The sequence below is a fragment of the Pseudomonas weihenstephanensis genome (assembly GCF_001043055.1).
Taxonomy (GTDB): domain Bacteria; phylum Pseudomonadota; class Gammaproteobacteria; order Pseudomonadales; family Pseudomonadaceae; genus Aquipseudomonas; species Aquipseudomonas weihenstephanensis.
In genome coordinates this window covers 560376-585659 of sequence record NZ_JYLF01000002.1, presented here as the reverse complement: position 1 = coordinate 585659, position 25284 = coordinate 560376, and the positions used below count along the sequence as shown (strand labels likewise).

Genomic DNA, 25284 nt, shown 5'->3' with positions numbered 1-25284 from the left:
AGAGCGCAAACAAATATAGAAATTGCTCCGGTTCTGTCAGCGATTTCTATGTTGCACGCATTTCAAGTTGGTAGGCATCGAACTTTTAGACCTTAGCGGACCCTTCAAGCCATGAATAAAAACCTGCGTTTCAGCCATAAAATCCTGCTTGCCGCGTCCCTGATCGTAATAGCCGCTTTCTCGCTATTTACGCTCTACAACGATTATTTGCAGCGCAACGCCATCCGCAGCAATCTGGAAAACTACCTGCACGAAATGGGTAACGTCACCGCCAACAACATTCAAACGTGGTTGGGCGGGCGCATCGTGCTGAGTGAAAACCTGGCCGAATCGATCGCCATTAACCCGCAAGCGGACAACGTCAGCAGCCTGCTGGAGCAAAAAGCCCTCAGCAACACGTTTATGTTGGTGTACTACGGTGATAGCCAAGGCGGCTTTACCATCCGTCCGGACAGCAAAATGCCAGACGGCTATGACCCGCGCACCCGCCCTTGGTACAAAAACGCACTGAACAGTAACGGGGCCAGCCTGACCGAACCGTATATCGATGCGGCCACCGGGCAGATGGTTATCTCGATTGGCACGGCGGTTAAAAAAGCTGGCCAGACCCTCGGGGCGATAGGGGCCGACCTGACCCTCAAGACCATCACTGACACGATCAACGCCTTGAATTTTGATGGCATGGGCTATGCCTTTCTGATCAGTTCGGACGGCAAGATCCTGGTTCACCCCGACAGCAACCTGGTGACAAAAAACCTCAACGATATCTACCCTCAAGGCACACCACCGATCAGCACCGAGATCAGCGAAGTCCAGGTCGACGGTAAAACCCGGATCGTGACCTTTGCCCCGGTCAAAGGCCTGGGGTCGGTCAACTGGTACGTGGGCCTGTCGATTGATAAAGAGCAGGCTTTCGCCATGCTCAGCACGTTCCGCACGTCCGCCATCATCGCGACCCTGATTGCCGTGGTCTCGATCATTGCCCTGCTCGGTTTGCTGATTCGTTTGTTGATGCAGCCCCTGCATGTGATGACACGTGCCATGCAAAACATTGCCGAAGGCGAAGGCGACCTCACCCGCCGCCTGAACGTTGAGTCCAAAGACGAGTTCGGCACATTGGGCAGTGCGTTCAATCGATTCGTTGAGCGCATCCACACCTCCATGACCGAAGTGGCCTCTGCCACTGAACATGTCAACGAAGTCGCTTTGCGCGTGGTCAGTGCGTCCAATTCCTCAATGCTCAATTCTGACGAGCAAGCCAGCCGCACCAACAGCGTGGCCGCCGCCATCAACGAACTGGGCGCCGCGGCACAAGAAATTGCACGCAACGCCGCCCAAGCCTCGCATCAAGCCAGTGACGCACGTGGCCTGGCTGAAGAAGGCCAGCAGGTGGTTGAACGCAGCATCGGTTCAATGCAACAACTGTCGCAAATGCTCAGCACCTCCAGTGGTCACATTGAGTCGCTAAACGACAAAACCGTGAACATCGGGCAGATCCTGGAAGTGATCACCAGTATTTCGCAGCAGACCAACCTGCTGGCTCTGAATGCGGCGATTGAAGCGGCACGTGCCGGGGAAGCCGGGCGCGGGTTTGCCGTGGTAGCTGATGAGGTCCGCAACCTGGCTCACCGCACCCAAGAGTCCGCGCAACAAGTGCAGAAAATGATCGAAGAGTTGCAAGTCAGCGCCCGCGATTCGGTAAGCACCATGGAAGAGAGCCAGCGGCACAGCAAGGACAGCGTGCAGATCGCCAACAGCGCGGGTGAGCGGCTGGTCAGTGTGACCGAACGCATTGGTGAAATTGATGGCATGAACCAATCGGTGGCCACGGCGACGGAGGAGCAGACCTCGGTCGTGGAGTCGATCAACATGGACATCACCGAGATCAACACCCTCAACCAGGAAGGCGTCGAAAACCTGCAAGCCACGTTGCGCGCCTGCTCAGACCTTGAGCAACAGGCCGCGCGCCTGAAACATCTGGTCGGCAGTTTCCGCATTTAAACAGGACGTGAATCTGTGGCCGCCCGTGGCGGCTACAGATCAGGGTTTACTTCAGCGTCTTGCTGCAACTCATCCCAAAGCCTCGCGGCGTCAGGAAAATCCGTACCGTCTTCGGGACTGAGCGCGTCCGGGTCGTAACGACTCAGGCACCCTTCACCCAAAGTGGCAGGCGCACAGGATGTGGCCTTGTCGAGCGGATCGGTCATGGCACCTCTCCTGGCTTACGGGCGCTTCGCGCCGGATCGTAGCCTCGCGGCTCGGCAGCGTCTACGCCGGGTTTTGTTCCCCTTTCCCGTAGCAACTGCCGAAAACTGCGGCGGGTTGCGCAACAGCCTAGAACACCACGGTTTTGTTGCCGTGCACCAGCACGCGGTCCTCAAGGTGATAGCGCAAGCCACGGGCCAGCACCATCTTCTCGACATCACGACCGAAACGCACCATGTCTTCAATGCTGTCACTGTGGCTGACACGCACCACGTCCTGTTCGATGATCGGACCGGCGTCCAGCTCTTCAGTCACGTAGTGGCACGTTGCGCCAATCAGTTTCACGCCGCGCAGCGAAGCCTGGTGGTACGGCTTGGCACCCACGAATGAAGGCAGGAAGCTGTGGTGAATGTTGATCACCTGGCCGGCATATTCGGTGCACAAGTCTGGCGGCAGGATTTGCATATAGCGCGCCAGTACCACGACTTCAGCATCATGCTGTTTAACCAGACGCGAAACCTCGGCAAACGCCGGCTCTTTATCCTTGGGGTTAACCGGTACATGGTAGTAAGGAATACCGTGCCACTCGACCATGCTGCGCAAGTCATCGTGGTTGGATATGACGCACGAGATTTCACAATCCAGTTCGTCGCTGTGCCAGCGGTGCAGCAAATCCGCCAGGCAGTGAGATTCGCGACTGGCCATCAGTACAACGCGTTTCTTTTGCGCCGTGTCTGTAATGCGCCACACCATCGAAAACTCTTCGGCGATTGGCGCAAATGCCTCACGAAAGGCCTCTATTCCAAACGGTAGCGAATCGGCACGAATTTCGTGACGCATGAAGAACCAACCGCTTTGATCGTCCGAGTGGTGGCTCGCTTCAGTGATCCAGCCATTATGTGACGCCAAAAAATTGCTGACCTTGGCGACAATGCCGACACCGTCGGGGCACGCAATCACCAATCGAAAAGTGCGCATGTAGGGCAAACTCCAAAAAAACTTTACTAAGGCCGCCATTCTAGCGAGTGCGCGGCAAAACTACAGTATTCCTTGGTGGTAATTACCTGTGCCATTCAGTCGCGCAGCGTACAGCCCGCGTCAGCAGCACCGCGGGCTGCGTCACATTTAATGCACACGGGCGAGCCGAGATGAACGGTTTATATTAGTCCCTTGGAACGTCGTGTATTTAATAAGGGATTATTGGAAGCTGCGAAGTTAATGAATAAAAATTTTAATTATTCTGCGCAGACAGGTTTACTTGCACAAAGTGTCTGACTATTATTGCCGCACTGTGTCCCTGTTAACCCTTTTCAACATAAGGTTATCCTCATGTCCCTGATCAACGAATACCGCGCCACTGAAGAAGCCATCAAAGAGCTGCAAGCTCGCCTGAAGAACCTGTCCGAAGACGACAAACTTCAAACCGAGCTGGAATTTGAAGGCAAACTGCGCACGCTGATGGGCGAGTATCAAAAATCGCTCCGCGATATTATCGCGCTGCTGGACCCAGAGTCCAAAGTAAGCAAAGCACCACGCGGTGTTGTGAAAACTACCGGCACCAAGCGTGCCCGTAAGGTTAAACAATACAAAAACCCGCACAACGGCGAAGTGATTGAAACCAAAGGTGGCAATCACAAAACGCTGAAAGAGTGGAAAGCCAAGTGGGGCGGTGACGTGGTTGAAGGCTGGGCAACGCTGCTCGACTAAGTAACACTGCACGCGCAGCCTGTTTGCGCTGCTAATAAAAACGCCAGCTCGCTGGCGTTTTTTTATGGGCGTTACGTAAGGCTCAATGATCTTCTTGAGCCTGCAACATCACGCGCCGGCTCAACGCTTGCGCGTAACGCTGCCACTGCTCTAACACCTGAAGCTGATCAGGCGTGGCGCTGCGTGCCAGCTCCTCGGCGGCCTGCCTAAAGCCTTCCAGGGTCAGCGGTGCGCCCATCTTCGGGTCGGATAATCGCTGTTGACAGAATTCACGCCAGCGTACCTGTTCTAGCTCATTGAGGGTATGTGCAAAGTTTCGTGCCCGGTAACGGAACAATAACTCGGGCAAGCGCTCGTCATCAAAAGGCCACGTATCTTTGGCTAATGCTTCAGGGTCACTGAGCCTTACTTGCTCACACAGTCGACGGTCACGGTCACCGATAAAACCATCGTATAACTGCTGCTCGGGATCCGCGCTCGGAACAAAGTCTTCGTGGGCATAAACAGCCGCTAGTTTTTCCTGCCAAACTTCCTGGTGCTCGATAAGAGTTTGCGCACGGGCCTGATATTCATCCATGTCCAGTTGCAGACGCTCTTGATCCTGCGCACGCACTACATTTAACGGCGCCACCACAGGACACCGATTAACGTGTATCAGCTTGAGCGGCACGGGTAATTGTCCATCGGCCAAGTCTTCACGTCGCGTGTAGAGCATTTGGCGCAAGGTGGCTGCATCCAACTCCAATAACGGCCGGGGATCAAAGTGCAGGTCACACACAATCAATGCATTGCGATTCTTTGGATGCCATGCCAGCGGTAACACCACCCCCACATAATGGCGAGCTGCCGAGAATCGACCGGAAATATGCACCATCGGCTGTAAAAGTCGAACCTGATCCAACACCCGTTGCTTAGTCCGCAACTGGAATAACCAGTCATATAACTTGCGCTGTTTTTCACGAATCAATCGCGCCAGTGCAATCGTGGCCCGTACATCAGACAGCGCATCATGGGCCTGGCCGTGGTCAATCCCGTTAGCGGCCGTCAATCGCTCCAGCTTGAGCGTCACACGCCCCTGCTCCTGCGGCCAGACGATCCCCTCAGGGCGCAAGGCATAGGCGGTGCGCACCACATCAATCAAGTCCCAACGACTGTTACCGCCCTGCCACTCACGTGCGTAGGGATCAAAGAAGTTTCGGTAAAGACTGTAGCGGGTCACTTCGTCGTCAAAGCGCAGCGAGTTGTAGCCCGCACCGCAGGTGCCCGGCAACGCCAGTTGGGCGTGCGTGCGCGTCATGAATTCGGCTTCGACCAAGCCCCGATCTTCCAGGCGACTGGGGGTAATACCGGTGATCAAACAGGCCATTGGGTGCGGCAGGATATCGTCGCTGGGCTGGCAATACAGATTGAGCGGCTGGTCAATCTCATTGAGTTCCAGGTCGGTGCGAATACCGGCAACTTGCACCGCCCTGTCACAGCGCGGATTGATGCCAGTGGTTTCGTAGTCGTACCAAAAAATAGTGGTCACGGGGTGTTCCTGAACAGTAGACCCCGTAAGTCTAGGCGCTCAAGCGTGAGCAAGACCAGCCCCCGCGCCCTGACATCAAGCAGAAGCCGGCAAGGGATAAAAACTGAAGTACTGACGCAAGGTTGTGATCAGCGCGCTGTACTCGGCAGGTGGCTGATACAGGATAAAGCCCGAATCATAGTGATGCGGCGTCACATCTTCATGGCACCACAGGCAGCGGGCGGCCAGGTCGATGACCTGCACATGCCCCTCAACGCCTGGCAGCTTGAGGCGCAACTCAAAATTGGCACCGATCAGCAACGGCAGTTGACTGATCAACATCAGCCCCTCATCCGAGACGCAACCGAGGAACCCGATAGGCTTGTCCGTGAACCGATTAAAGACTTTCAAGAAATACGGCAGTTGATGACGCTCGATACGGCGATCAGTAAACATGCGAAATATCACTTTGAAAGGCCATTGAGCATGGCCGCGCTAGTGCTTTGAGTGCCCGCGCACCACGGCGCACAGGCATGGTGTACACGCGAAGTGCTTACCCGGACCGGGCAGCAAGGCAGTGCAGGCGCGCACACAATGCGGCCTGTCACCCTGTCATATTAGTAAAAGCCAGGCAAATGGCCAGCTTCTATTTCATCCATCATCAGATCTGTGCGGGAAGCGCTTGTGTGGTGCCGCCACCCGGAATGAACTTAAGAATACGCAGCGTCTCAATGCGCGCCTTGGCGCGGTAGGCATATTCGCTCTGCGGGAATTCATTGATGATCCACTGATAAGTCTGGGCAGCGTCCAGGTAAAACTTCGTACGCTCCAGGCACAGCCCGCGCAACATCGCTGTTTGCGGCCAGATATACGGACGACTGCGGCTGTCGCGATCAACCTCCGACAGTTCGAGCATGACGGTTTCGCAATGCCCGCGATCGTAAGCGCGGTAGGCATTGTTCAAATGGTGATTCATCGACCAGCGGGTACAACCGGTCACCGTGGTGGCCAACAGTAAAACGAGCAAAATGCGCATGGGTATCTCCTGTTCTCGGCAGTGTATCGACCCCGCGAGCAAATTCTTCAGGCCAATGACCGTATGCACCACAACTTAAGTCGAAAGTAGTGCAGAGGAACAATGACTACAGCCAAAGACCATAGTAGCCTTTGGCAGCGCTTGAACTCAGGAGTCTTTGCATGTCCGTTCGTCGAACCAAAATCGTTGCCACCCTTGGCCCTGCCAGTAACTCACCGGAAATGCTGGAACAGCTGATCCTTGCTGGCCTGGACGTTGCCCGTCTGAACTTCTCCCACGGCACCCCCGATGAGCACAAAGCTCGCGCCAAGCTGGTGCGTGACATCGCCGCCAAGCATGGCCGCTTCGTTGCCCTGCTGGGTGACCTGCAAGGCCCGAAAATTCGTATCGCCAAATTCGCCAACAAACGCATCGAGTTGAAAATCGGTGATCGTTTTACCTTCTCCACCAGCCACCCGCTGACCGAAGGCAACCAGGAAATCGTCGGCATCGATTACCCGGACCTGGTTAAAGACTGCGGCGTAAACGACGAGTTGCTGCTCGATGACGGCCGCGTCGTGATGCGTGTTGACACCGCCACGGATGACGCACTGCATTGCACCGTGCTGATCGGTGGCCCGCTGTCGGACCACAAAGGCATCAACCGTCGTGGCGGCGGCTTGACTGCACCGGCCCTGACCGAAAAAGACAAGGCTGACATCAAGCTCGCTGCCGAGATGCAGGTCGACTATCTGGCCGTTTCGTTCCCGCGTGACGCAGCCGACATGGAATACGCCCGCAAACTGCGTGACGAAGCTGGCGGCACGGCGTGGCTGGTGGCCAAGATCGAACGCGCTGAAGCCGTGGCTGATGACGAAACCCTCGATGGCCTGATCAAGGCCAGCGACGCTGTGATGGTTGCCCGTGGCGACCTGGGCGTCGAGATCGGCGACGCTGAGCTGGTGGGCATCCAGAAAAAAATCATTCTGCATGCACGCCGCCACAACAAAGCGGTGATCGTCGCGACCCAGATGATGGAGTCGATGATTCAGAACCCGATGCCAACCCGCGCCGAAGTGTCCGACGTGGCTAACGCCGTGCTCGACTACACCGACGCCGTGATGCTGTCGGCTGAAAGTGCGGCGGGCGCCTACCCGCTCGAAGCCGTGCAGGCAATGGCACGGATTTGCGTCGGCGCCGAAAAGCACCCGACCAGCAAAACGTCCAGCCACCGCATCGGTAAAACCTTCGAAAGCTGCGACCAGAGCATTGCGCTGGCAGCCATGTACACCGCCAACCACTTCCCGGGCGTCAAAGCGATCATCGCGCTGACCGAAAGTGGTTACACACCGTTGATCATGTCGCGCATCCGCTCCTCGGTGCCGATCTACGCGTTCTCCCCGCACCGCGAAACCCAGGCCCGTGCCGCCATGTTCCGTGGCGTTTACACCGTGCCGTTCGACCCGGCTTCGTTGCCGCCAGAACAGGTCAGCCAGGCTGCCATTGACGAGCTGCTCAAGCGCGGCGTTGTCGAGAAAGGCGACTGGGTCATCCTGACCAAGGGCGACAGCTACCACACCATCGGTGGCACCAACGGCATGAAGATCCTGCATGTCGGCGACAAAATGGTTTAAGCCTGACAAGGCGATAACCCAAAGCCCCGCCTGAGTGATCAGGCGGGGCTTTTTCGTAAGCATTGTTAAGAGTCGGCGCCGCCATCGCCTCGGACGAACTCAGCGCTGAATAAACAGCCAGCTTTCTTTCGCGATCACGCGCTGTAACTGCTCGCGCCCTGGGGCTTTCATCAGGCGCTTAGTGTCTTGCACCGCCGCTGGCGCCAACGCTGCCAATCGATGTCACCGCGCCGTCGCGCTCTACAACGATGGCTTGAGTCATGCGTGCTCCCGAAGAATCAGAACCTGCGCTCAACTGCGGGTTAGAAAAACATCCGCCATCAGTTGGTTGCGCGACAGCCCCGCCAGAAACAAGCGCTTGGCAAACGCTTGAACCGTGTCGGGGTGGCCACAGACTAAAGCGCGCGTTTGCCGGGAAACAAGACGCATCTGGACGAGATAGTCAGCCAGTTCATCGCCCAACACGTATTCCACACACAGTGCTGGATACGTGCGCGCCAGCCCGTCCAGCTCCTGCTTGAGGTAATGCCCGGCGGTGTCTGTGGCCACATGCACCAGGCGGATCGGCCCGTGATGCTCCTGACGCAAGGCTTCGCGCAGCACACCGTAAAGCGGCCCCAGCCCCGTGCCTGCGGCCAAGAGCCACAACGGCAGCTCCTGCCAGTCAGGGTCGTAATGCAACGCGCCACCGCGCAGCTCGCCCAAGCGCAACACGTCGCCGACCGCAAGCTGACGCGCCGCATTGACGAACGCTCCGCGAGCGCTGCAATCGACATGCACCACCAACAAAGGGTCCTCACCCGGCAGACTGGCCAACGAATACGGGCGCGCCACCCCACTGCGGGTCCACAGCACCAGATGCTGCCCCGCGCGGTAACGCAGTGGGCGCCGCGGTAAAAGGCCAAGCCGCAGCACCGACGGGCTTAACCAGTCCAATGCCGCCACCTCGGCAGGCTCGCCATCGCGCACCGGGTCAAATGCCTCGACCTGCATGTCTTCGACCACTTGGCACTGACACGCCAGGCGCCAGCCTTGCTCACGCTGCGCACGGGTCAAGGCATCCGGCTGCAAGTCCAGCGGCTCACCCCGCACACAGCGCACCAGGCACGCATGACAACTGCCCGCGCGGCAACTGTAAGGCACGGGCACGCCCGCCTGATTCAGGCTGTCGAGCAAATTGCTGCCGGTGGCAACTGACCAGTGCTGGTCAGCGACGTGTAACTCGGGCACTTCAGGCTCCTGTGGGGCTTAGACGTCTGATTGCAGGCGATCATAAGGTGGCGCACGCGATTTAGCTGAATGATTTCGCTGGCTGATTCTACGACGCCTTCGCCGTGGGACACAGCCTTGGACAGCGACGACGCGCACCCCCTACTTTCGTTTTAACCGCAACGGATGTATCACAAGGTTGGCCGGGTTATACTGCCGCGCCTTTTTTGTACCGGTCATGCGTGTCCGGTATATCCCTGCAAAGATGTTTACGACAGACCGAAACACCCAGGTCGCAAACACCTTAATTGAATGTTCCCGTCTTATAGAGGAGCGCGACCCATGACCGTGATCAAGCAAGACGACCTGATTCAGAGCGTTGCTGACGCCCTGCAATTCATTTCCTACTACCACCCGGTGGACTTCATCCAGGCCATGCACGAGGCTTACCTGCGCGAAGAGTCGCCAGCGGCCCGTGACTCGATGGCACAAATCCTGATCAACTCGCGCATGTGTGCTACTGGCCACCGCCCGATCTGTCAGGACACCGGTATCGTCACCGTGTTCGTGCGTGTGGGCATGGATGTGCGCTGGACCGGCGCCACCATGGGCCTGGACGACATGATCAACGAAGGCGTGCGTCGCGCTTACAACCTGCCAGAAAACGTCCTGCGCGCCTCCATCCTGGCCGACCCGGCCGGTGCCCGTCGCAACACCAAGGACAACACCCCAGCGGTCATCCACTACTCCATTGTTCCGGGCAACACCGTGGAAGTGGATGTAGCGGCCAAAGGCGGCGGTTCCGAGAACAAGTCGAAAATGGCCATGCTCAACCCGTCCGACTCGATCGTTGACTGGGTACTCAAAACCGTTCCGACCATGGGCGCGGGCTGGTGCCCACCGGGCATGCTCGGCATCGGTATCGGCGGCACGGCTGAAAAAGCCGCTGTGATGGCCAAAGAAGTGCTGATGGAGTCCATCGACATTCACGAGTTGATCAAGCGCGGCCCGTCCAATCGTATCGAAGAGATGCGCCTGGAGCTGTTCGAAAAGGTCAACCAGCTGGGCATCGGCGCCCAGGGCCTTGGCGGTCTGACCACCGTGCTCGACGTCAAAATCATGGACTATCCGACCCACGCAGCGTCGCTGCCGGTGTGCATGATCCCGAACTGCGCGGCCACCCGTCACGCCCACTTCGTACTGGACGGCTCCGGCCCGGCATCGCTCGAAGCGCCGCCGCTGGACGCCTACCCGCAAATCGTCTGGGAAGCAGGCCCATCGGCCCGCCGCGTCAACCTCGACACCCTGACGCCTGAAGACGTACAAAGCTGGAAGCCGGGCGAAACCGTGTTGTTGAACGGCAAAATGCTCACCGGTCGTGATGCGGCGCATAAGCGCATGGTCGAGATGCTGAACAAGGGTGAAACCTTGCCGGTCGACCTCAAAGGCCGCTTCATCTATTACGTGGGCCCGGTTGACCCGGTTGGCGACGAAGTAGTGGGGCCAGCAGGTCCGACCACAGCGACGCGGATGGACAAATTCACCCGTCAAATCCTTGACCAAACCGGCTTGCTGGGCATGATCGGTAAATCCGAGCGCGGCCCGACCGCAATCGAAGCGATCAAGGACCACAAAGCGGTGTACCTGATGGCGGTGGGTGGCGCGGCCTATCTGGTGGCCCAAGCCATCAAAAAGTCGCGCGTGGTGGCCTTTGCCGAGTTGGGCATGGAAGCGATCTACGAGTTCGATGTGAAAGACATGCCGGTGACCGTGGCAGTCGACAGCAAAGGCGAGTCGGTTCACATCACCGGCCCGGCGATCTGGCAGAAGAAAATCAGCGAGAGCCTGGCTGTTGAAGTGCAGTAAGCACTGATCAGCCAGACACAAAAACGGCCGGGTTAAACCGGCCGTTTTTTTATGGGCGCTGTTTTAAACAGCCCCTGGCATCAAAACGCGTTACGAAAAATCTCTTCAATCTGCGCCTGATCCGCTTTACGCGGGTTAGTGAACCCGCACGCATCTTTCAAGGCATTGGTGGCCAGCAGCGGTATGTCATCCAGCTTGGCACCCAAGTCCCGCAGGCCCGCCGGGATCTCTACATCCTTGGCCAAGGTGCGAATTGCCGCAATGGCCGCCTGCGCGCCCTCTTCCGGGCTTAAACCGCGTACATCCGCACCCAATGCATGGGCCACGTCGGTCAGGCGCGATGCACACACACTGGCATTGAACGCTTGTACATGGGGCAACAACACGGCATTGCACACCCCGTGCGGCAGATCGTAGAAGCCACCCAGTTGGTGCGCCATCGCATGCACAAAACCCAGCGACGCATTGTTGAACGCCATGCCGGCTAGAAACTGCGCGTAAGCCATGTTCTCGCGGGCAGTCAGATTCGTGCCGTCTTTCACCGCATCGCGCAGGTTATGGCTGATCAGCTCCATCGCCTTGATTGCGCACGCATCGGTAATCGGATTGGCGGCAATCGACACATACGCTTCGACGGCGTGCGTCAGCGCATCCATACCCGTAGCCGCGGTCAGCCCCTTGGGCATGGCCACCATCAACTCCGGGTCATTGACTGACAGCAACGGTGTCACGTTGCGATCAACGATGGCCATTTTTACGTGGCGCTCTTCGTCGGTAATGATGCAAAACCGTGTCATCTCGCTGGCCGTGCCCGCGGTGGTGTTGATAGCCACCAGCGGCAGTTGCGGTTTGGCCGAGCGGTCTACGCCTTCGTAATCACGAATATGCCCGCCATTGGTCGCGCACAGCGCAATGCCCTTGGCGCAGTCATGGGGCGAACCGCCGCCCAGCGACAGCACAAAATCACACTGATGCTGCTTGAGCACTGCCAAACCCGCTTCAACGTTGGCAATACTCGGGTTGGGCTTGGCACCGTCAAAAATCACGGCATTGATGTCTTGCAACGCAAGTTTTTCGGCAATTTTAGCGGCCACCCCCGCCTTGGCCAGACCTGCGTCGGTCACGATCAACGCGTTACGAAACCCATAATTGCGAATCGCAGTCATGGCTTCATCCAGACAACCGTTGCCCATGATGTTCACGGCAGGAATAAAAAAGGTACTGGTCATGGCGAGTCCTCTGTGCGGGCGCACCCGCGACGCTGATGAAGTCAATGAGCATAGCTTCACCCCATCAGTTAATAAGGATGTTGATCTGGCTCAACACAGCGGCGTGATAAAGTCCTGCACCGCCCACGCCTTGAGACGATATTTGCGATGACCCCCTTCCAGGAATTTGATGCCGAACTAGAAGACTGGAACGCCTTACGCACCAGCACCCCGTGCAGCGGCTTGCTGCTGGGCAATGGCGCAAGCATGGCTGTGTGGCATGACTTTTATTACGACTCGCTGTTTGAAAAAACCCGCAGTGTGGCCGAAAAACCCCTCAGCCAGACCGAACTCAGCGTGTTTGAAGCCTTGGGCACACGTAACTTTGAACACGTGCTCAGCGCGCTTAAAACCGCGAGCAAGGTCAACAAAGCCCTGGCAATCAACTCGGCATCACCGCGCAAACGCTATTACGCAATCAAGGAAGCGCTGATCAACAGCACCCAGGACGTGCACATCCCGTGGCGCCTGATGCAGCCGCACACCTTGGCGTGCTGGCAAGAAGCGTTGGCGCAATACGCCACCGTGTATTGCGCCAATTACGACCTGCTCACGCCCTGGGCCTTGATGCAGGCCCCCAAGCGCTTCAATGACCTGTTCAATACCCCTGGCGCCACGTTTGAGCTGGGCGACAGCCTGAGCAAAGGCAAAACCACGCGCGTGCTGTACCTGCACGGCGCGCTGCACCTGGTGAAAAACCAGGAAGGCAAAGCGCGCAAATGCACGGGTAACGAGTCGACCTTGCTCAGCAACTTTGCGATCAACCACTCAATCAGCGCGCTGGACGATGTGCCATTGTTTGTCAGCGAAAGCACCAGCGACGACAAGCGTAAATCCATCCGCCATTGCGATTACCTGTCGTTTTGTCATGAGCAACTGATGACTCATAAAGACACGTTGTGCATCTTCGGCCACAGCTTGGGCGAGCAAGATCAGCACCTGATCGACGCCCTGCGTGTGGCGCCTCTGAAAACCCTGTGCATCTCGATCTACCCGCGCAGCGAAGCCTTTATCCGCTTCCAGAAAAACCACTACACGCAGCTATTTGCAGAGAAAAAGGTGGCATTGCGCTTCTATAACTCCAAAACACACCCTCTTGGTTCAACCCGGCACAGAGTGCCGGTCGAGGAGTAAACCGCCTCTCGCGCTATTGCTCGGTGCTGTGCACCACCACCAGCAATTGCGCTTGTACCTCACCGACCGAGCGCAGGCGGTGAGGTTTCTGCGCATTGAAATGCAACGCATCGCCACGCTGCAAGATCACCCGCTCATTCATGAAATCGACTTCGACCGCGCCCTCGTGCACGAACAGAAACTCTTCCCCCATGTGCTCTTTGAAGCTGGGGTCGGCGAACTCGGCGGGTGGGTACATCATGAACGGCAGCAAATGACGTTCACTGACCTGATGCGCCAACACGGCATACCCCGGCGAATTTTCATTGCTCGACAGCAGTCGGTGCTGATCGCTGCGCACCAGGCTGTAGCCATCAAGCCCGGCATTCTCCTGGGCGAATAACTCCTCAACATTGACGTTGAGTGCCTTGGCCAGTTTCAACGCAGCGGCAATCGACGGGGTGTTCAAACCGCGCTCGACTTTCGATAAATAACTCTTGGTCATACCGGATTTTTCAGCCAGCGTCTCAAGGGTCACGCCAAGTTTTTTTCTGAGTAATTTCAAACGGATAGACATGTAGAGCGATTAATCCATCAAAGGAGTAGCGAGTTTTACTTGCCAATGACACTTTGTGTCATATAGCCTTTTAAGTGTCATAGCGCACTGCCCCCCATCACCTTTCACGCCATAGGGGCAGGCCCATCCGGCAATCACCGAGGACACCGACATGGCCAAGACATTAGCACTTCCCAAAGAACAACTGGTCAAGCAAGCGCTGGCGCAGATGCAACATACGCTGGCGGATAATACGTGGACTGACCGGCAAAAGCTGGCGCTCACCTGCCGCATCCTGTTCGAAAATGGCCACGACTCAGGTCTGGCCGGTCAAATTACTGCCCGCGGGCCACAACCCGGCACCTACTACACCCAACAATTGGGCCTGGGGTTTGATGAAATTACTGCGGGCAACCTGCTGCTGGTCAACGAAGACCTGGAGGTGCTCCAAGGTCACGGCATGCCCAACCCGGCCAATCGTTTCCACAGCTGGGTGTACCGCGCCCGTCCCGACGTGAACTGCATCATTCACACCCACCCCACGCATGTGGCCGCCCTGTCGATGCTCGAAGTGCCGCTTGAGGTGTCGCACATGGACCTGTGCCCGCTGTATGAAGACTGCGCTTTTCTGGAGGGCTGGCCGGGCGTGCCGGTGGGGAACGAAGAAGGCGAACTGATCGCCGGTGCGCTGGGCGATAAACGCGCGATTTTGCTCTCGCACCACGGCCAATTGTCGACCGGCGCCAGCATTGAAGAAGCCTGCGTGATTGCCCAACTGATCGAACGCGCCGCCAAACTGCAATTGCTGGCAATGGCGGCGGGCACCATCAAGCCGATTACACCGGCACTCGGTCGCGAAGCCCATGACTGGATCAGCCGTCCAAAACGCCACGCCGCTGCCTTCAATTACTATGCTCGGCAAAACCTGCGTCGTCATGCCGACTGCCTGAACTGATCCGCCTCCCCTACCTGACAGGACACTGACCATGACGACTCCAACCCTCCACGGCATCATCGGCTACACCATCACCCCGTTCACGGCAGACGGCGACACCCTCGACCTGCCCGCCCTTGGCCGCTCCATTGACCGACTGATTGACAGCGGGGTACACGCCATCGCGCCGCTGGGCAGCACCGGCGAAGGCGCCTACCTGAGTGACGCCGAATGGGATGACGTCAGCGCGTTCAGCATTGCCCACGTTGCCAAACGCGTACCGACCATTGTCAGCGTCTCCGACCTGACCACCGCCAAGGCCGTACGCCGTGCCCGTTTCGCCGAACAGCACGGCGCCGACGTGGTCATGGTGTTGCCCGCCTCTTACTGGAAACTCAGCGAGGCAGAAATCCTCGCCCACTACCAGGCCATCGGCGACAGCATCAGTTCCCCGATCATGCTGTACAACAACCCGGCCACCAGCGGTACTGACATGTCCGTGGAGTTGATCCTGCGGATTTTCAATGCCGTCGAAAACGTCACCATGGTCAAGGAGAGTACGGGCGACATTCAGCGTATGCACCGTCTGCAACAACTGGGTGAGGGCCAGGTGCCGTTCTACAACGGCTGCAACCCGTTGGCCCTGGAAGCGTTCGCGGCAGGCGCCAAAGGGTGGTGCACCGCAGCGCCCAACTTGATCCCGGCGCTGAACCTGGCGCTGTATCAAGCGGTGCAGGCCAACGACTTGAACAGCGCACGGGCGCTGTTTTACCGCCAACTGCCGCTGCTCGAATTCATCCTCAAAGGCGGCCTGCCCGCCACCATCAAAGCCGGTTTGCGCCTGACCGGCCTGGAAGCGGGCAACCCGCGCCTGCCCGTATTCGCGCTGGGTGAAGCGGGGGTTAAACACTTGGAAGGCTTACTCACCCAACTGAAATAAACCTCTAGAGACCGAAGGCTGTGTTCGATTGCCAAGCGATCGGACACAGCCTCGCGCTACTCGTCAGTTGCGACAACTCTGGCAACAGAGCCTCTACAGGCCTTTACGGCTGCTCTTTAATCAGCGTCGTCGGCCCATTGCTTTTAACGCTGGCAATGCCCTTCTCACGTGCCGCCTCGGTGCTGTATTGCTCGCTGGTGCCAATAATCTGGTGATTGGCCGCCTTGAGGTTGAAGTACGGCTTACCGTCCTTGGCCACTTTTCTCTCATAGCGCTCATCCAGTGGGCTATTGACCTGTACCGAAGCAATTCCGTTTTTGGCCGCCTCACGCGTGGCGTACTGCTCGCTCACCAAAATCGGCTCGTTATTCGCCGCTTTCAAAACAAACCGGAACTGCCCATTACTGGTTTTGCCCAACTCGTACCCACCCGACATGACGTTTCTCCTGAATGCTGACGGTTTTTTGCATGCCTGAGTAAAGCCTGCGCCCAGCTTTTATCCATTTATCTGCATGAAATGACGAAAGATCAATTTCCATGCAGACAAATAGCAATAATTCTCGATACCATTCGCAACTTATTTTGCATCGCTGAGCCCCCAAGGATTTTCATGCCAGGCTTAAAACCCGACCCCGCGTTGGCCGAATCCTTCCGCGAGTTCTATACGCAGATTCTGCATTTCCTGCGCAAACGCACCGACAACGCCAGCGATGCAGCTGACATGACGCAAGACGTTTTCACCCAATGGTTGGGCTATCAAGACCGGGCCAAGGTCGAGCAACCACGGGCTTTTTTGTTCCAGATGGCGCGCAATCTGCTGCGCGATCACTGGCGTCGTCAGCAGGTGCGCCACTCGGCTCACGCCGAGCCGCCTGAGCACGACGCCGAGCCTTTAAGCGATGAGAGGGATGACCCGATGCTGGCTGCACAGCGCCTGCAACGCCTGGAACAGCTTAAGGCCGTGCTTGCAGAACTCTCGCCCAGACGCCGCGAAGCCCTTATGCTGCACCGCTTTGAAGGTTTGAGTCAGGCACAGATCGCGCAACGCATGGGAATTTCGGTAAGCATGGTGGAAAAGCACATCGCCTTTGCCTTGTTGCACTGCAAGCAACATTTACATCGGGACAGCGGCAAGGAGCAGCCAAAATGACCTCTTTTCACGCCAGCGCCGAAGACAGCATTGACGCTGAGGCCGCCCGTTGGTTTGCGCGCAACCGCAATCAGCCCGATCGTCAAAGCCGCGCTCAATTCAGTGCCTGGTACGCCACCCCCGCGCATGCCAAAGCCTATGCTGCATTTGAATCGCTGTGGGGTGACTTGGGCGAACTCAGGCAACTGAATAAACCGCGTGTACTCCCCGTAAAGCCACCGGTCAAGCGCCGCTCAGTGCTGGCATTAGCCACTGCGGCAGCCGTGTTGTGCGCCGTGTTTGCATTAAACCTCGGCACCCCCGTTGCACTGCACCAGCAACACATTGCCACACAGGCCAAGGGCGCCAGAACCCTCACACTTCCTGATGGCAGCACTTTGTACGTCAACGCCAACACACAATTGCGCATCAACTTCAGCGCGCATCAACGCGACATTTTTCTGGATCACGGCCAGCTCTATATCGAGGTGGCAGCCAATAAAGACCAACCCTTGGTGGTGCACGCAGGCGATGCGCGGATACGCGTGGTCGGCACCGGCTTTGATGTGCGCCGCAGCCCGCGGCAATTAGTGGTCAGCGTCGCCCACGGCCAGGTGGCATTTTTGCCCGACGCCAAACACTCGGCCTTGCTGAGCGCTGACCAGCGTGCCAGTTACGACTACGCCCGACACGTGCTGAGCGAGCAAACCCTCGCCTCAAGCGAGGTTGCCGACTGGCGCGGCGGCCACCTGACCTTTCGCAAACGCGAACTGGCCAGCCTGATCGACGAACTGGACCTCTACCGCCCCGGCGTCATTGAACTGGCCAGCGGCCCACTCGCCCGTTACAAGGTGTCCGGCAACCTCGACGTCAACGATCCGCTGGCATTGGTCAAAGCCCTGCCTGCCTTGATACCGGTGAAAACCGTGCGCCTGGACAACGGAAAAATACGCATCGAACCCCGCTAAAAAAACATATGCGAATATTTTTCATTCGCGTATGAGGTTTTCTCATCGTGCTGCGTCTTCCTTGGGTCTGCGTTGCTAACGCATGTCTTTTTGGCCTTTGTTGCCGCACTGGGGGGTTTCATGTTTCGCGCACCACATTTCGTCTCACATTTGTGCACTCGCCCGACTTTGCTCGCCGCATGCATGGCTTTTAGCCTGCACGCGCAGGCCGAGTCGATCCAACTGCAATTGCCCGCTCAGTCGCTGGCCAGTTCGTTGAGTGCAGTGGCCCAGCAAGCCAAGATCCAGTTGCTGTTTGACGAAGAGCTGTTGCGCAACATCAAAGCCCCGGCGCTCAGTGGTGCTTACAGCGCACAAGACGCCATCAATCAATTGTTGCGCGGCACCGATTTCAGCCTGATCCAGGTCGACCGCACCTTTGTCGTACGCCCTAAAGAGGAAGGCACCACCACCAGCAACAGCCTGCAACTGGGTGCGCTGAGCGTGATTGGCACCGGCAATGAAATTGACTCCAGCAACGTCGGAAAGTCGACCCTGACCCAAGCTGAAATCAATCGCTATCAGGCCAACAATATTCCCAGCCTGCTGGCGACCTTGCCCGGTATCAACCTCGGCGGCTCGCTCAAGCCCGGCGGTCAGACCATCAACATCTGGGGCATGGGTGAAGCCGAAGACGTACAAATGACCGTGGATGGCGCGACCAAAAGCGGCTTCGAACGCTACATGCAAGGCACCATCTTTATCGAGCCTGAACTGATCAAGGGGCTGGTCGTCGAAAAAGGCCCGCACGATATGCGCACCGGCAACGGTGGTTTTGCCGGTTCCGTGCACATGGAAACCAAAGATGCACCGGACCTGCTCGAAGAGGGCAAAGACACCGGCGCCATGCTCAAATACGGCTACAGCAGCAACGACCACCAACAGGTTTACAGTGGCGCCGTGTATGGCCGCACCGATGATGGCCGCGCGGATGCGCTGGTGTATTACACCAAGCGTGATGGCGATGACATGAAGCTGGCCGGCCACATGCCAGACCCCAAGCACGCCTACCCGGTCAACCCCAAGCGCTTGCCCAACACCGCACAAGACCTGGACGCGCAATTGCTCAAAGTGAACCTGCATTTCAATGAGGAACACAGCCTCGGGATGTCGTATTCACGCGCCAACAATTACCTGTGGGTGCCCTTCTCGGCCATCAGCTACCCGGCGCCACCGAGCCAGGCCAACATCGACAAATATGGGTACGACGTTGCCTCAAAACGTTACTTGTCCAACCGTTCGACCATCGACACCACCTGGTCGGCCAAATACAAGTACCAGCCTATCGAAAACCCGCTGGTCAATCTTGAGGTCAAGTACTCGCACTCAAACACAGAGCAGACGGACACGCGCGGCTCTCAAGCCTATTTCCAGCCCGCCACCGGCGGTCGCAAGATGGACACCGGCTACACCGACGACATGCTTCAGATCGAAAACATCAGCCTGTTTGCCAGCGGCCCGCTGGATCACGCCGTGACCACTGGCATGCAAATTCGCAAGCACCAGCGTGATGTCGACATGTGGATGCCGGGTAAAACCTATGAGGTAGAGAAATACAACTACGGCCACTATCAGCCCAGCTTCATGCCCAAGGGCAAGGTCGATACCAATAGCTTCTATCTGCAAGACGCGATCACGTACGGTGATTTCACCCTGACACCGTCCGTGCGCTACGACCATGTGCGCAACCGCGGCGAGCAAAACGACGCACCGTTCTATAACCACGCGGAACTGGGTCACGACTACAGCGACAAAACCTACACTGGCTGGTCGCCTCGCCTGTCGGGCTTCTGGAAAATAAACCCGAACACCGCCTTGTTTGTCGACTACAGCAAAACCTGGCGCGCACCGGTAATCGATGAACAATACGAGCTTCAAGGACTGGGTAGCCGCACCGCGACCAGCCTCAATTTGAAACCCGAAGTCATCACGGGCTGGCGTGCAGGCAACATCACCAACTTTGATCACATCTTTGGCGACAACGACCACGCACTGATCCGCACCACCCTGTTTCGCAACACCGTCGACAATGAAATTTTCAAAGCCACCGGCGTAGGGTGCGCAGCCCAAACGGCCGCCGGCAGCATGTCCAAAGACTGTGGGCCGGGCAATATACCCAACTACCGCAACATTGGCAGTGTGACCATCAAGGGCTTTGAAATTGAAAGCTTCTACGAGTCCACTTACGTCTTTGGCTCGCTGTCTTACGCATGGATGACCGGTAAGCACGAAGGCGCCTACACCAACCCGTGGGGACCGAACGTCTGGGCGCGGGACATTCCCGCCCCGAAATGGGTCGCCATACTCGGCACCAAAATACCGGCATGGGATGCGCGCATCGGCTGGAAAGGCGAGTTCGTGCGCAAGACCGACCGTTTGCCAAGCGACAAGTACTACGGCACCGCGATCAGTGCCTTGGGCGATCGCTACTACGACCAATACGCCAACGACGGCTATAACGTGCAGGGCCTGTTCGCCAACTGGAAACCACAGCAGCCGTACCTTAAAGGCACTGAGGTCAACTTCACCGTGGACAACCTGTTCAACAAGAGTTACCAGCCGATGCTCAGTGGCGATAACGCCTACAGTCAGGGGCGTAACGCCAAGATCAGCGTAACGCGGTTCTTCTAACCCCACCCTGTAAGAGGAACTGGCGCAGGCTGCGGGTTTGCACCGCCAGGTCAGCGGGTGTTACGCGTTACCACCCTCAGCCCCGGCGCCTGATCTGAGCGCCGGCTCAAATAGCGGGTGCAACTCACGCGCAAGAACGAGGCGAAGTTGACCACTTCGCCGCGGTAATCCATCACTTCCTCGTAGAGCTTGGCCACCAATTGATTGGTGGTCATGCCATCCGCTTGTGCGATCTCACTGAGGATGTCCCAAAACTGGTTTTCCAGTCGCAACGTGGTGACCACGCCGCAAATACGCAGAGAGCGCGAGCGTGATTCGTACAGAATCGGGTCGGCTTTAACGTACAGCTCACACATGGTCACACCCTCGCCTTACAAGGAAATGGAAGTCCCCAACAGACCCAGAAAAGCGCTCAGCCAGGCCGGATGCGCTGGCCACGCGGGGGCTGTCACCAGGTTGCCCTGCACATGGACCTGGTTCACGTCGATATCAATATAAGTACCGCCCGCCAAACGCACTTCCGGGGCACATGCGGGGTATGCACTGCACTCACGGCCTGCCAGGATGCCGGCCGCGGCCAGCAATTGCGCACCGTGACAGACCGCGGCAATCGGTTTGCCCGCCTTGTCGAAGTCACGTACCCACTCCAGAACCTTTTCGTTCAAACGCAGGTATTCCGGCGCACGACCACCGGGCACTAACAGCGCGTCGTAATCGCGGGCGTTGACTGCGTCGAAATCGAAGTTCAGGGCAAACAGATGGCCCGGTTTTTCGCTGTAGGTCTGATCGCCTTCAAAGTCATGAATCGCGGTACGCACTGTCTGCCCCGATTTTTTACCCGGACAAACCGCATGCACCTGATGGCCGATCATCAATAGCGCCTGAAACGGCACCATCACTTCGTAATCTTCGACGTAATCGCCCACCAGCATCAAAATCTTTTTCGCCGCCATGCTGCGTACTCCTGTGAGTTAAGGCTTGGAGTGCATACCCAACAGACGCCGGTAGGCGCTGTGCTGGGGACTCGTTAACACCTGCAAGAGTAGACGCACAGTACCTACGCGGGTAATAACCGGGTACTACACCGATTTACTTCAGCAACCCGTCCGCTTGCAGCAGGGTTTCCAGGCAATGCTCCTGAATGCTGTAGAACGCCTTCAATTCCTGGATTTTCACCCGCAACTGCGCGTTATCAACCGGTTCGGCGCGCTTGACCGCAAGGATCATTTTGTTTTTGTTGGTGTGCTCCAGCGAGATGAACTCGAACACTTTGGTTTCATAACCACAGGCTTCAAGGAACAGCGCACGCAGGCTGTCGGTGACCATTTCGGCCTGTTGACCCAAATGCAGGCCGTATTGCAGCATCGGCTTGAGCAGCGCCGGGCTCTGGATTTGCAGGCGGATCTGCTTATGGCAGCACGGCGAGCACATGATGATCGCGGCGCCCGAGCGGATGCCCATGTGAATCGCGTAGTCAGTGGCAATGTCACAGGCATGCAAGGCGATCATCACGTCAATCGGAGTGGGCGCAAAACTGCGCACGTCACCGTGCTGAAAGCTCAGGCCCGGATGCTCCAGACGCTGCGCTGCGTTATTGCACAACGTGACCATGTCTTCACGCAGCTCAACGCCGGTGACCACGCCTTCGGCTTGCAGGCTGTGACGCAAGTAATCGTGAATGGCAAACGTCAGATAGCCCTTGCCCGAGCCGAAGTCAGCCACTTTGATGGGCTGGTCTAGCGCAAGCGGCGAACTGCTCAGCGCGTGTGAGAACACTTCGATGAACTTGTTGATCTGCTTCCACTTGCGCGACATCGCCGGGATCAGTTCCTGCTGCTTGTTGGTCACCCCAAGGTCGGCAAGAAAGGGGCGGGTCAAATCCAGAAAACGGTTCTTCTCGCGATTGTGTTCAGCCGAAGGCAGTTCACGGGCCTGCTGACTTTTACCCTTGAACAGCGAGCTTTTGCCCTTTTTGCTGTACTCCAGTTGCACTTCGTCAGTGAGGGTCAATAGATGCGCATTTTTGAACGCTTCAGGCAGCACCCCGGCAATGGTCGTCACGGCCTCATCAAGGGGGAAGTTCTTGGTGATATCGCGGGTCTTATAGCGATAGACAAACGACAGGCAAGGCTGATCCTTGACCGTAACCTGCTTGATGATGACCCGCTGCAACTCGGCGTCCGGGCCGACGTACTTGGCCAGCACCAGCTTGATGAAGGAGTTTTGAGCCAGGCCGGTTTCCAGCAGGTTCAAAAATTGCGCACGATGATCCGGCACAGACGGGGCGGTGGTAGCAGTCACTGACATTGAAAAAGGTGCCTCGGGGGATGCAGGAGGGGAAATCAGAAAACAATGGCGGGTATTTTAGGCGGGTTGGCGGCACAGGGCACGGGGTAATTTTGCAGCGCAGTCTTCGTGGGGTTCTGACGAGCACCCTTCCTGCAATTGCAAAGACTCAGTGGCGTAACCAACCACATGAAATTGACATGGATAAAACCCTGAAAATGCCACCGGCCGGCATGCATAAACGGTCATTCGAACAGCCTAAATGTGGTGCTTTAACGCGTTATTACGTCGACAAACAAGTCAATCATGAAAACAATTATATATAACCGTCACTGGTGCCTGTGCAACATCCATATTCATCCCCTGCATCATAGGTGTTGCCACCAATAATAATACTGATACCTACATTGCCTACATTATGAGGGGGAGGCGGTGGTGACGGAATCACAGGCCTGGACGGAGTATATGTACCGCCGATAAAACCACCACCTATTCCGTTGCCAAGATCGGGGGCAACAGTTGAAAAAGGCTGCAACTCTCCCGTCGCCGATATCCAATGACAGGACAACATCCTATTGGCATACCCCAGCCTCAGCGTATTACGATCAACAATCTTCATATCCGGTGCGCACATATAATCGAGGTAGTTATCGGAAGGGTTATTGCCAAAGAAACCTCCAGCCGATTTCATAATTCGACCAAATGTTTCAGAGCTAATAATCGACAGAAAACTCGCCACTGCAGAAGCCACGACGGCCCCCGCGACAAGACCAGAAGAAGCTCCCACCAAAATAGCGAAAGTACCAATAATCCCTGCCACATTCCCTACCAGACTCAATACATCCCCAGGTCTTATTTCTCGACCCTCTCTGACATCCACTCCCACCTTCAAAAAAGTGATCGTGCCTGCGATGATATTGCCAGGCATACTTATTATTGGCACATAAGGGCCAGCCAATTTTGTCACTGAAGTAATACTGGCAATAACAGCCCCGGTCTGTGCCGTCTGACTCACCAACTCCATTCCTTGGCTATTCATTATAAACTGATCCGAGATGGCCATTGCACCCGAACCGACGGTAGCACCGTCATTAATCACACCTATAATTATTTCTGTTTTTCCTGCCATCTGCTATTCCTCAATTATTGTTTTAAACGCCAGAGTCATCCTGACCTGATCGCACTTGGCCGAAGGTGATCGGGCTGCATGGGGTATTCGTCCATCGAACACAACCACTCTCTTTGATTTAGGAAGAACCGCCTTAATAATATTTGCTTTAGTTTCATCGTAAAAAACCAGCTCACCTCCCCACGAGGTCGGCCAATATTCATTGCAAAACACAATAATGGTTAAACCCGGATGAACTTTATTATCTCGATGAATAATTGTGTCTTGACCAAACGTCTGTCCATTTGCATAAACACCAAGCAAAGTCACTTTAAATGTATGCAAGGCTAAAAAGCGTTCCCACACCCCCGTCAAAAAACCCCAAGCCTGATTGCCCCTCAATTCATCAAGGCTTGACTGGCCAAGCGGGCGACCCTTGCCGGCTATAAATACATGCCAGCAGGGTCTGACAAAGGGTAAAGCCTCATAATTTGGCCAGTTATACCGCCACACCTCTCCCTTGAGCTGAATATTGATTTCACTCTCTTCAGCTTCTGTCAAAAAATCATCAATCACATAAATTGATTCGTCAACTTTCTCTATCCTCACTGAATACCTTCCTCTGGCAATATCGATTAAAAACACCGTACCTAATGATATAAAATACAAAATAACCTACGGCCAAATAGAAACAGGCAATCATAAGATAACTCCTGAAATTATTATCCTTCGCCCACTGCGCTATCTGCTGACGGCTCATCATCAGTCGAAACTCATCATCGTAGACTGCCCAAACAAATTCATTATCACTATTAGCGTCTACAGCCACCCACAACTTTCCATGCTTGCGAACATTCAATGAATTTGACTCATAACTGGGGAACTCAATACTGTATTTATAATCACCCTCGCCCCGCTCCACATTAAAATACAAATACACTGATGATTTTGATCTACTCAAAGGCTGAGTCACATACGCGCTGCGCAGCACTACTTCTTTCGGCACCGGCGGCACCTCTACACGCGCCTCCCACATCATCAAGCCTAGCCCAAACATAAGCAGACAATAAAAGACCATCACCACTAAATCCATCCGAGTCGCCACATAACCAGGCGGTATATAAAAAGGTGACTTCTTCATTCCTGCCTCTTGCGCGATTGACTTAAAA

25 protein-coding genes and 1 pseudogene are annotated in these 25284 nt (G+C 56.4%); 11 read left to right on the top strand and 15 right to left on the bottom strand.

The genetic code is table 11. The features are described 5' to 3' along the window. Positions 1-111: 111 nt before the first annotated feature. Positions 112-1143, top strand: a pseudogene (locus TU86_RS23845) (HAMP domain-containing protein); the annotation flags it as partial. Between the two features lie 18 nt (positions 1144-1161). Next, the gene (locus TU86_RS23840; protein ID WP_464063697.1) at positions 1162-2001 is read left to right on the top strand and encodes a methyl-accepting chemotaxis protein; all 840 of its coding nucleotides are present in this window, start codon (positions 1162-1164) and stop codon (positions 1999-2001) included. A gap of 32 nt (positions 2002-2033) precedes the next feature. Here the strand turns inward: TU86_RS23840 and TU86_RS23055 are convergent, their stop codons facing one another. After that, the gene (locus tag TU86_RS23055) at positions 2034-2207 is read right to left on the bottom strand and encodes a hypothetical protein (protein WP_167337963.1); all 174 of its coding nucleotides are present in this window, start codon (positions 2205-2207) and stop codon (positions 2034-2036) included. Positions 2208-2334: 127 nt separating this feature from the next. After that, positions 2335-3183, bottom strand: coding sequence for a formyltetrahydrofolate deformylase (purU, locus tag TU86_RS06915; RefSeq protein WP_048363700.1), 849 nt, complete (start codon positions 3181-3183; stop codon positions 2335-2337). A gap of 351 nt (positions 3184-3534) precedes the next feature. Between purU and mvaT the strand changes: the two genes are divergently transcribed. Continuing rightward, a complete protein-coding gene (gene mvaT / locus TU86_RS06910) occupies positions 3535-3912 on the top strand; it encodes a histone-like nucleoid-structuring protein MvaT (RefSeq protein ID WP_048363549.1) in 378 nt (125 codons plus the stop codon). A gap of 82 nt (positions 3913-3994) precedes the next feature. Here the strand turns inward: mvaT and sbcB are convergent, their stop codons facing one another. From sbcB to TU86_RS06895, 3 genes are all read right to left on the bottom strand, one after another. Beyond that, complete coding sequence (gene sbcB, locus TU86_RS06905) at positions 3995-5440, bottom strand: exodeoxyribonuclease I (RefSeq protein WP_048363548.1); 1446 nt, start codon at positions 5438-5440, stop codon at positions 3995-3997. Positions 5441-5515: 75 nt separating this feature from the next. Further along, positions 5516-5875, bottom strand: coding sequence for a pilus assembly protein PilZ (locus TU86_RS06900; RefSeq protein WP_048363547.1), 360 nt, complete (start codon positions 5873-5875; stop codon positions 5516-5518). Between the two features lie 205 nt (positions 5876-6080). Then, positions 6081-6455, bottom strand: coding sequence for a tetratricopeptide repeat protein (locus TU86_RS06895; RefSeq protein WP_048363546.1), 375 nt, complete (start codon positions 6453-6455; stop codon positions 6081-6083). A gap of 161 nt (positions 6456-6616) precedes the next feature. On the opposite strand from TU86_RS06895, the gene pyk reads away from it, so the two are divergent. Continuing rightward, positions 6617-8068, top strand: a complete 1452-nt coding sequence (pyk, locus tag TU86_RS06890; RefSeq protein WP_048363545.1) for a pyruvate kinase — start codon at positions 6617-6619, stop codon at positions 8066-8068. Between the two features lie 291 nt (positions 8069-8359). Here pyk and TU86_RS06885 read toward each other — a convergent pair whose 3' ends face one another. Continuing rightward, on the bottom strand, positions 8360-9298 hold the full coding sequence (locus TU86_RS06885; RefSeq protein WP_048363544.1) for an iron-sulfur-binding ferredoxin reductase: 939 nt from the start codon (positions 9296-9298) through the stop codon (positions 8360-8362). Positions 9299-9619: 321 nt separating this feature from the next. Here TU86_RS06885 and TU86_RS06880 point away from each other — a divergent pair, with 321 nt between their 5' ends. Next, positions 9620-11143, top strand: coding sequence for a fumarate hydratase (locus TU86_RS06880; protein WP_048363543.1), 1524 nt, complete (start codon positions 9620-9622; stop codon positions 11141-11143). Positions 11144-11223: 80 nt separating this feature from the next. Here the strand turns inward: TU86_RS06880 and yiaY are convergent, their stop codons facing one another. Further along, positions 11224-12372, bottom strand: a complete 1149-nt coding sequence (gene yiaY / locus TU86_RS06875; RefSeq protein WP_048363542.1) for an L-threonine dehydrogenase — start codon at positions 12370-12372, stop codon at positions 11224-11226. A 147-nt stretch (positions 12373-12519) separates the two neighbouring features. Between yiaY and TU86_RS06870 the strand changes: the two genes are divergently transcribed. Beyond that, on the top strand, positions 12520-13545 hold the full coding sequence (locus TU86_RS06870) for a DUF4917 family protein (protein WP_048363541.1): 1026 nt from the start codon (positions 12520-12522) through the stop codon (positions 13543-13545). A gap of 13 nt (positions 13546-13558) precedes the next feature. On the opposite strand, the gene TU86_RS06865 is transcribed toward TU86_RS06870, so the two are convergent. After that, positions 13559-14101 (bottom strand): helix-turn-helix domain-containing protein, encoded by a 543-nt coding sequence (locus TU86_RS06865; RefSeq protein ID WP_048363540.1) that lies wholly within the window; start codon positions 14099-14101, stop codon positions 13559-13561. A 151-nt stretch (positions 14102-14252) separates the two neighbouring features. On the opposite strand from TU86_RS06865, the gene TU86_RS06860 reads away from it, so the two are divergent. Beyond that, a complete protein-coding gene (locus TU86_RS06860) occupies positions 14253-15035 on the top strand; it encodes an aldolase (RefSeq protein ID WP_048363539.1) in 783 nt (260 codons plus the stop codon). Positions 15036-15066: 31 nt separating this feature from the next. Further along, positions 15067-15954 (top strand): dihydrodipicolinate synthase family protein, encoded by an 888-nt coding sequence (locus TU86_RS06855; RefSeq protein WP_048363538.1) that lies wholly within the window; start codon positions 15067-15069, stop codon positions 15952-15954. Positions 15955-16057: 103 nt separating this feature from the next. On the opposite strand, the gene TU86_RS06850 is transcribed toward TU86_RS06855, so the two are convergent. After that, positions 16058-16390, bottom strand: a complete 333-nt coding sequence (locus TU86_RS06850) for a YegP family protein (RefSeq protein WP_048363537.1) — start codon at positions 16388-16390, stop codon at positions 16058-16060. A 174-nt stretch (positions 16391-16564) separates the two neighbouring features. Here TU86_RS06850 and TU86_RS06845 point away from each other — a divergent pair, with 174 nt between their 5' ends. The 3 genes from TU86_RS06845 (at position 16565) to TU86_RS06835 (ending at position 20721) form a co-directional block, all read left to right on the top strand. After that, positions 16565-17104, top strand: coding sequence for an RNA polymerase sigma factor (locus TU86_RS06845; RefSeq protein WP_048363536.1), 540 nt, complete (start codon positions 16565-16567; stop codon positions 17102-17104). After that, positions 17101-18051 carry a FecR family protein gene (locus TU86_RS06840; protein WP_048363535.1) on the top strand — a complete coding sequence of 317 codons (951 nt, stop codon included), beginning with the start codon at positions 17101-17103 and terminating at the stop codon, positions 18049-18051. The genes TU86_RS06845 and TU86_RS06840 overlap by 4 nt, the downstream gene beginning before the upstream one ends. Before the next feature lie 120 nt (positions 18052-18171). Next, complete coding sequence (locus TU86_RS06835; RefSeq protein ID WP_048363534.1) at positions 18172-20721, top strand: TonB-dependent hemoglobin/transferrin/lactoferrin family receptor; 2550 nt, start codon at positions 18172-18174, stop codon at positions 20719-20721. Positions 20722-20771: 50 nt separating this feature from the next. Here the strand turns inward: TU86_RS06835 and TU86_RS06830 are convergent, their stop codons facing one another. The 6 genes from TU86_RS06830 to TU86_RS06805 all read right to left on the bottom strand — a co-directional run bounded on the left by TU86_RS06830 (position 20772) and on the right by TU86_RS06805 (position 25256). After that, positions 20772-21077, bottom strand: coding sequence for a ribbon-helix-helix domain-containing protein (locus TU86_RS06830; protein WP_048363533.1), 306 nt, complete (start codon positions 21075-21077; stop codon positions 20772-20774). 15 nt (positions 21078-21092) lie between these two features. Further along, on the bottom strand, positions 21093-21674 hold the full coding sequence (locus tag TU86_RS06825; RefSeq protein WP_048363532.1) for a DJ-1/PfpI family protein: 582 nt from the start codon (positions 21672-21674) through the stop codon (positions 21093-21095). A 136-nt stretch (positions 21675-21810) separates the two neighbouring features. Next, positions 21811-23028, bottom strand: a complete 1218-nt coding sequence (locus TU86_RS06820; protein ID WP_048363531.1) for a class I SAM-dependent methyltransferase — start codon at positions 23026-23028, stop codon at positions 21811-21813. Positions 23029-23323: 295 nt separating this feature from the next. Then, complete coding sequence (locus TU86_RS22120; protein WP_053075990.1) at positions 23324-24136, bottom strand: hypothetical protein; 813 nt, start codon at positions 24134-24136, stop codon at positions 23324-23326. A gap of 3 nt (positions 24137-24139) precedes the next feature. Beyond that, positions 24140-24724 carry a 2OG-Fe(II) oxygenase gene (locus TU86_RS06810; protein ID WP_048363530.1) on the bottom strand — a complete coding sequence of 195 codons (585 nt, stop codon included), beginning with the start codon at positions 24722-24724 and terminating at the stop codon, positions 24140-24142. Further along, positions 24705-25256, bottom strand: a complete 552-nt coding sequence (locus TU86_RS06805; protein WP_048363529.1) for a hypothetical protein — start codon at positions 25254-25256, stop codon at positions 24705-24707. Before TU86_RS06805 ends, TU86_RS06810 begins: the two co-directional genes overlap by 20 nt. Positions 25257-25284: the final 28 nt, after the last annotated feature.

Excerpts from the sequence above, each read along its gene's own strand:
- TU86_RS06880 (WP_048363543.1), top strand. The coding sequence starts at position 9,620 with ATGACCGTGATCAAGCAAGACGACCTGATTCAGAGCGTTGCTGACGCC.
- mvaT (WP_048363549.1), top strand. The coding sequence starts at position 3,535 with ATGTCCCTGATCAACGAATACCGCGCCACTGAAGAAGCCATCAAAGAG.
- TU86_RS06870 (WP_048363541.1), top strand. The coding sequence starts at position 12,520 with ATGACCCCCTTCCAGGAATTTGATGCCGAACTAGAAGACTGGAACGCC.
- TU86_RS06840 (WP_048363535.1), top strand. The coding sequence starts at position 17,101 with ATGACCTCTTTTCACGCCAGCGCCGAAGACAGCATTGACGCTGAGGCC.
- TU86_RS06845 (WP_048363536.1), top strand. The coding sequence starts at position 16,565 with ATGCCAGGCTTAAAACCCGACCCCGCGTTGGCCGAATCCTTCCGCGAG.
- TU86_RS23055 (WP_167337963.1), bottom strand. The coding sequence starts at position 2,207 with ATGACCGATCCGCTCGACAAGGCCACATCCTGTGCGCCTGCCACTTTG.
- TU86_RS06865 (WP_048363540.1), bottom strand. The coding sequence starts at position 14,101 with ATGTCTATCCGTTTGAAATTACTCAGAAAAAAACTTGGCGTGACCCTT.
- yiaY (WP_048363542.1), bottom strand. The coding sequence starts at position 12,372 with ATGACCAGTACCTTTTTTATTCCTGCCGTGAACATCATGGGCAACGGT.
- TU86_RS06900 (WP_048363547.1), bottom strand. The coding sequence starts at position 5,875 with ATGTTTACTGATCGCCGTATCGAGCGTCATCAACTGCCGTATTTCTTG.
- TU86_RS06805 (WP_048363529.1), bottom strand. The coding sequence starts at position 25,256 with ATGAAGAAGTCACCTTTTTATATACCGCCTGGTTATGTGGCGACTCGG.
- TU86_RS06860 (WP_048363539.1), top strand. The coding sequence starts at position 14,253 with ATGGCCAAGACATTAGCACTTCCCAAAGAACAACTGGTCAAGCAAGCG.
- TU86_RS06825 (WP_048363532.1), bottom strand. The coding sequence starts at position 21,674 with ATGGCGGCGAAAAAGATTTTGATGCTGGTGGGCGATTACGTCGAAGAT.
- TU86_RS06850 (WP_048363537.1), bottom strand. The coding sequence starts at position 16,390 with ATGTCGGGTGGGTACGAGTTGGGCAAAACCAGTAATGGGCAGTTCCGG.
- purU (WP_048363700.1), bottom strand. The coding sequence starts at position 3,183 with ATGCGCACTTTTCGATTGGTGATTGCGTGCCCCGACGGTGTCGGCATT.
- TU86_RS23840 (WP_464063697.1), top strand. The coding sequence starts at position 1,162 with ATGACCGAAGTGGCCTCTGCCACTGAACATGTCAACGAAGTCGCTTTG.
- TU86_RS06835 (WP_048363534.1), top strand. The coding sequence starts at position 18,172 with ATGTTTCGCGCACCACATTTCGTCTCACATTTGTGCACTCGCCCGACT.
- TU86_RS06830 (WP_048363533.1), bottom strand. The coding sequence starts at position 21,077 with ATGTGTGAGCTGTACGTTAAAGCCGACCCGATTCTGTACGAATCACGC.
- TU86_RS22120 (WP_053075990.1), bottom strand. The coding sequence starts at position 24,136 with ATGGCAGGAAAAACAGAAATAATTATAGGTGTGATTAATGACGGTGCT.
- pyk (WP_048363545.1), top strand. The coding sequence starts at position 6,617 with ATGTCCGTTCGTCGAACCAAAATCGTTGCCACCCTTGGCCCTGCCAGT.
- TU86_RS06895 (WP_048363546.1), bottom strand. The coding sequence starts at position 6,455 with ATGCGCATTTTGCTCGTTTTACTGTTGGCCACCACGGTGACCGGTTGT.
- TU86_RS06820 (WP_048363531.1), bottom strand. The coding sequence starts at position 23,028 with ATGTCAGTGACTGCTACCACCGCCCCGTCTGTGCCGGATCATCGTGCG.
- TU86_RS06855 (WP_048363538.1), top strand. The coding sequence starts at position 15,067 with ATGACGACTCCAACCCTCCACGGCATCATCGGCTACACCATCACCCCG.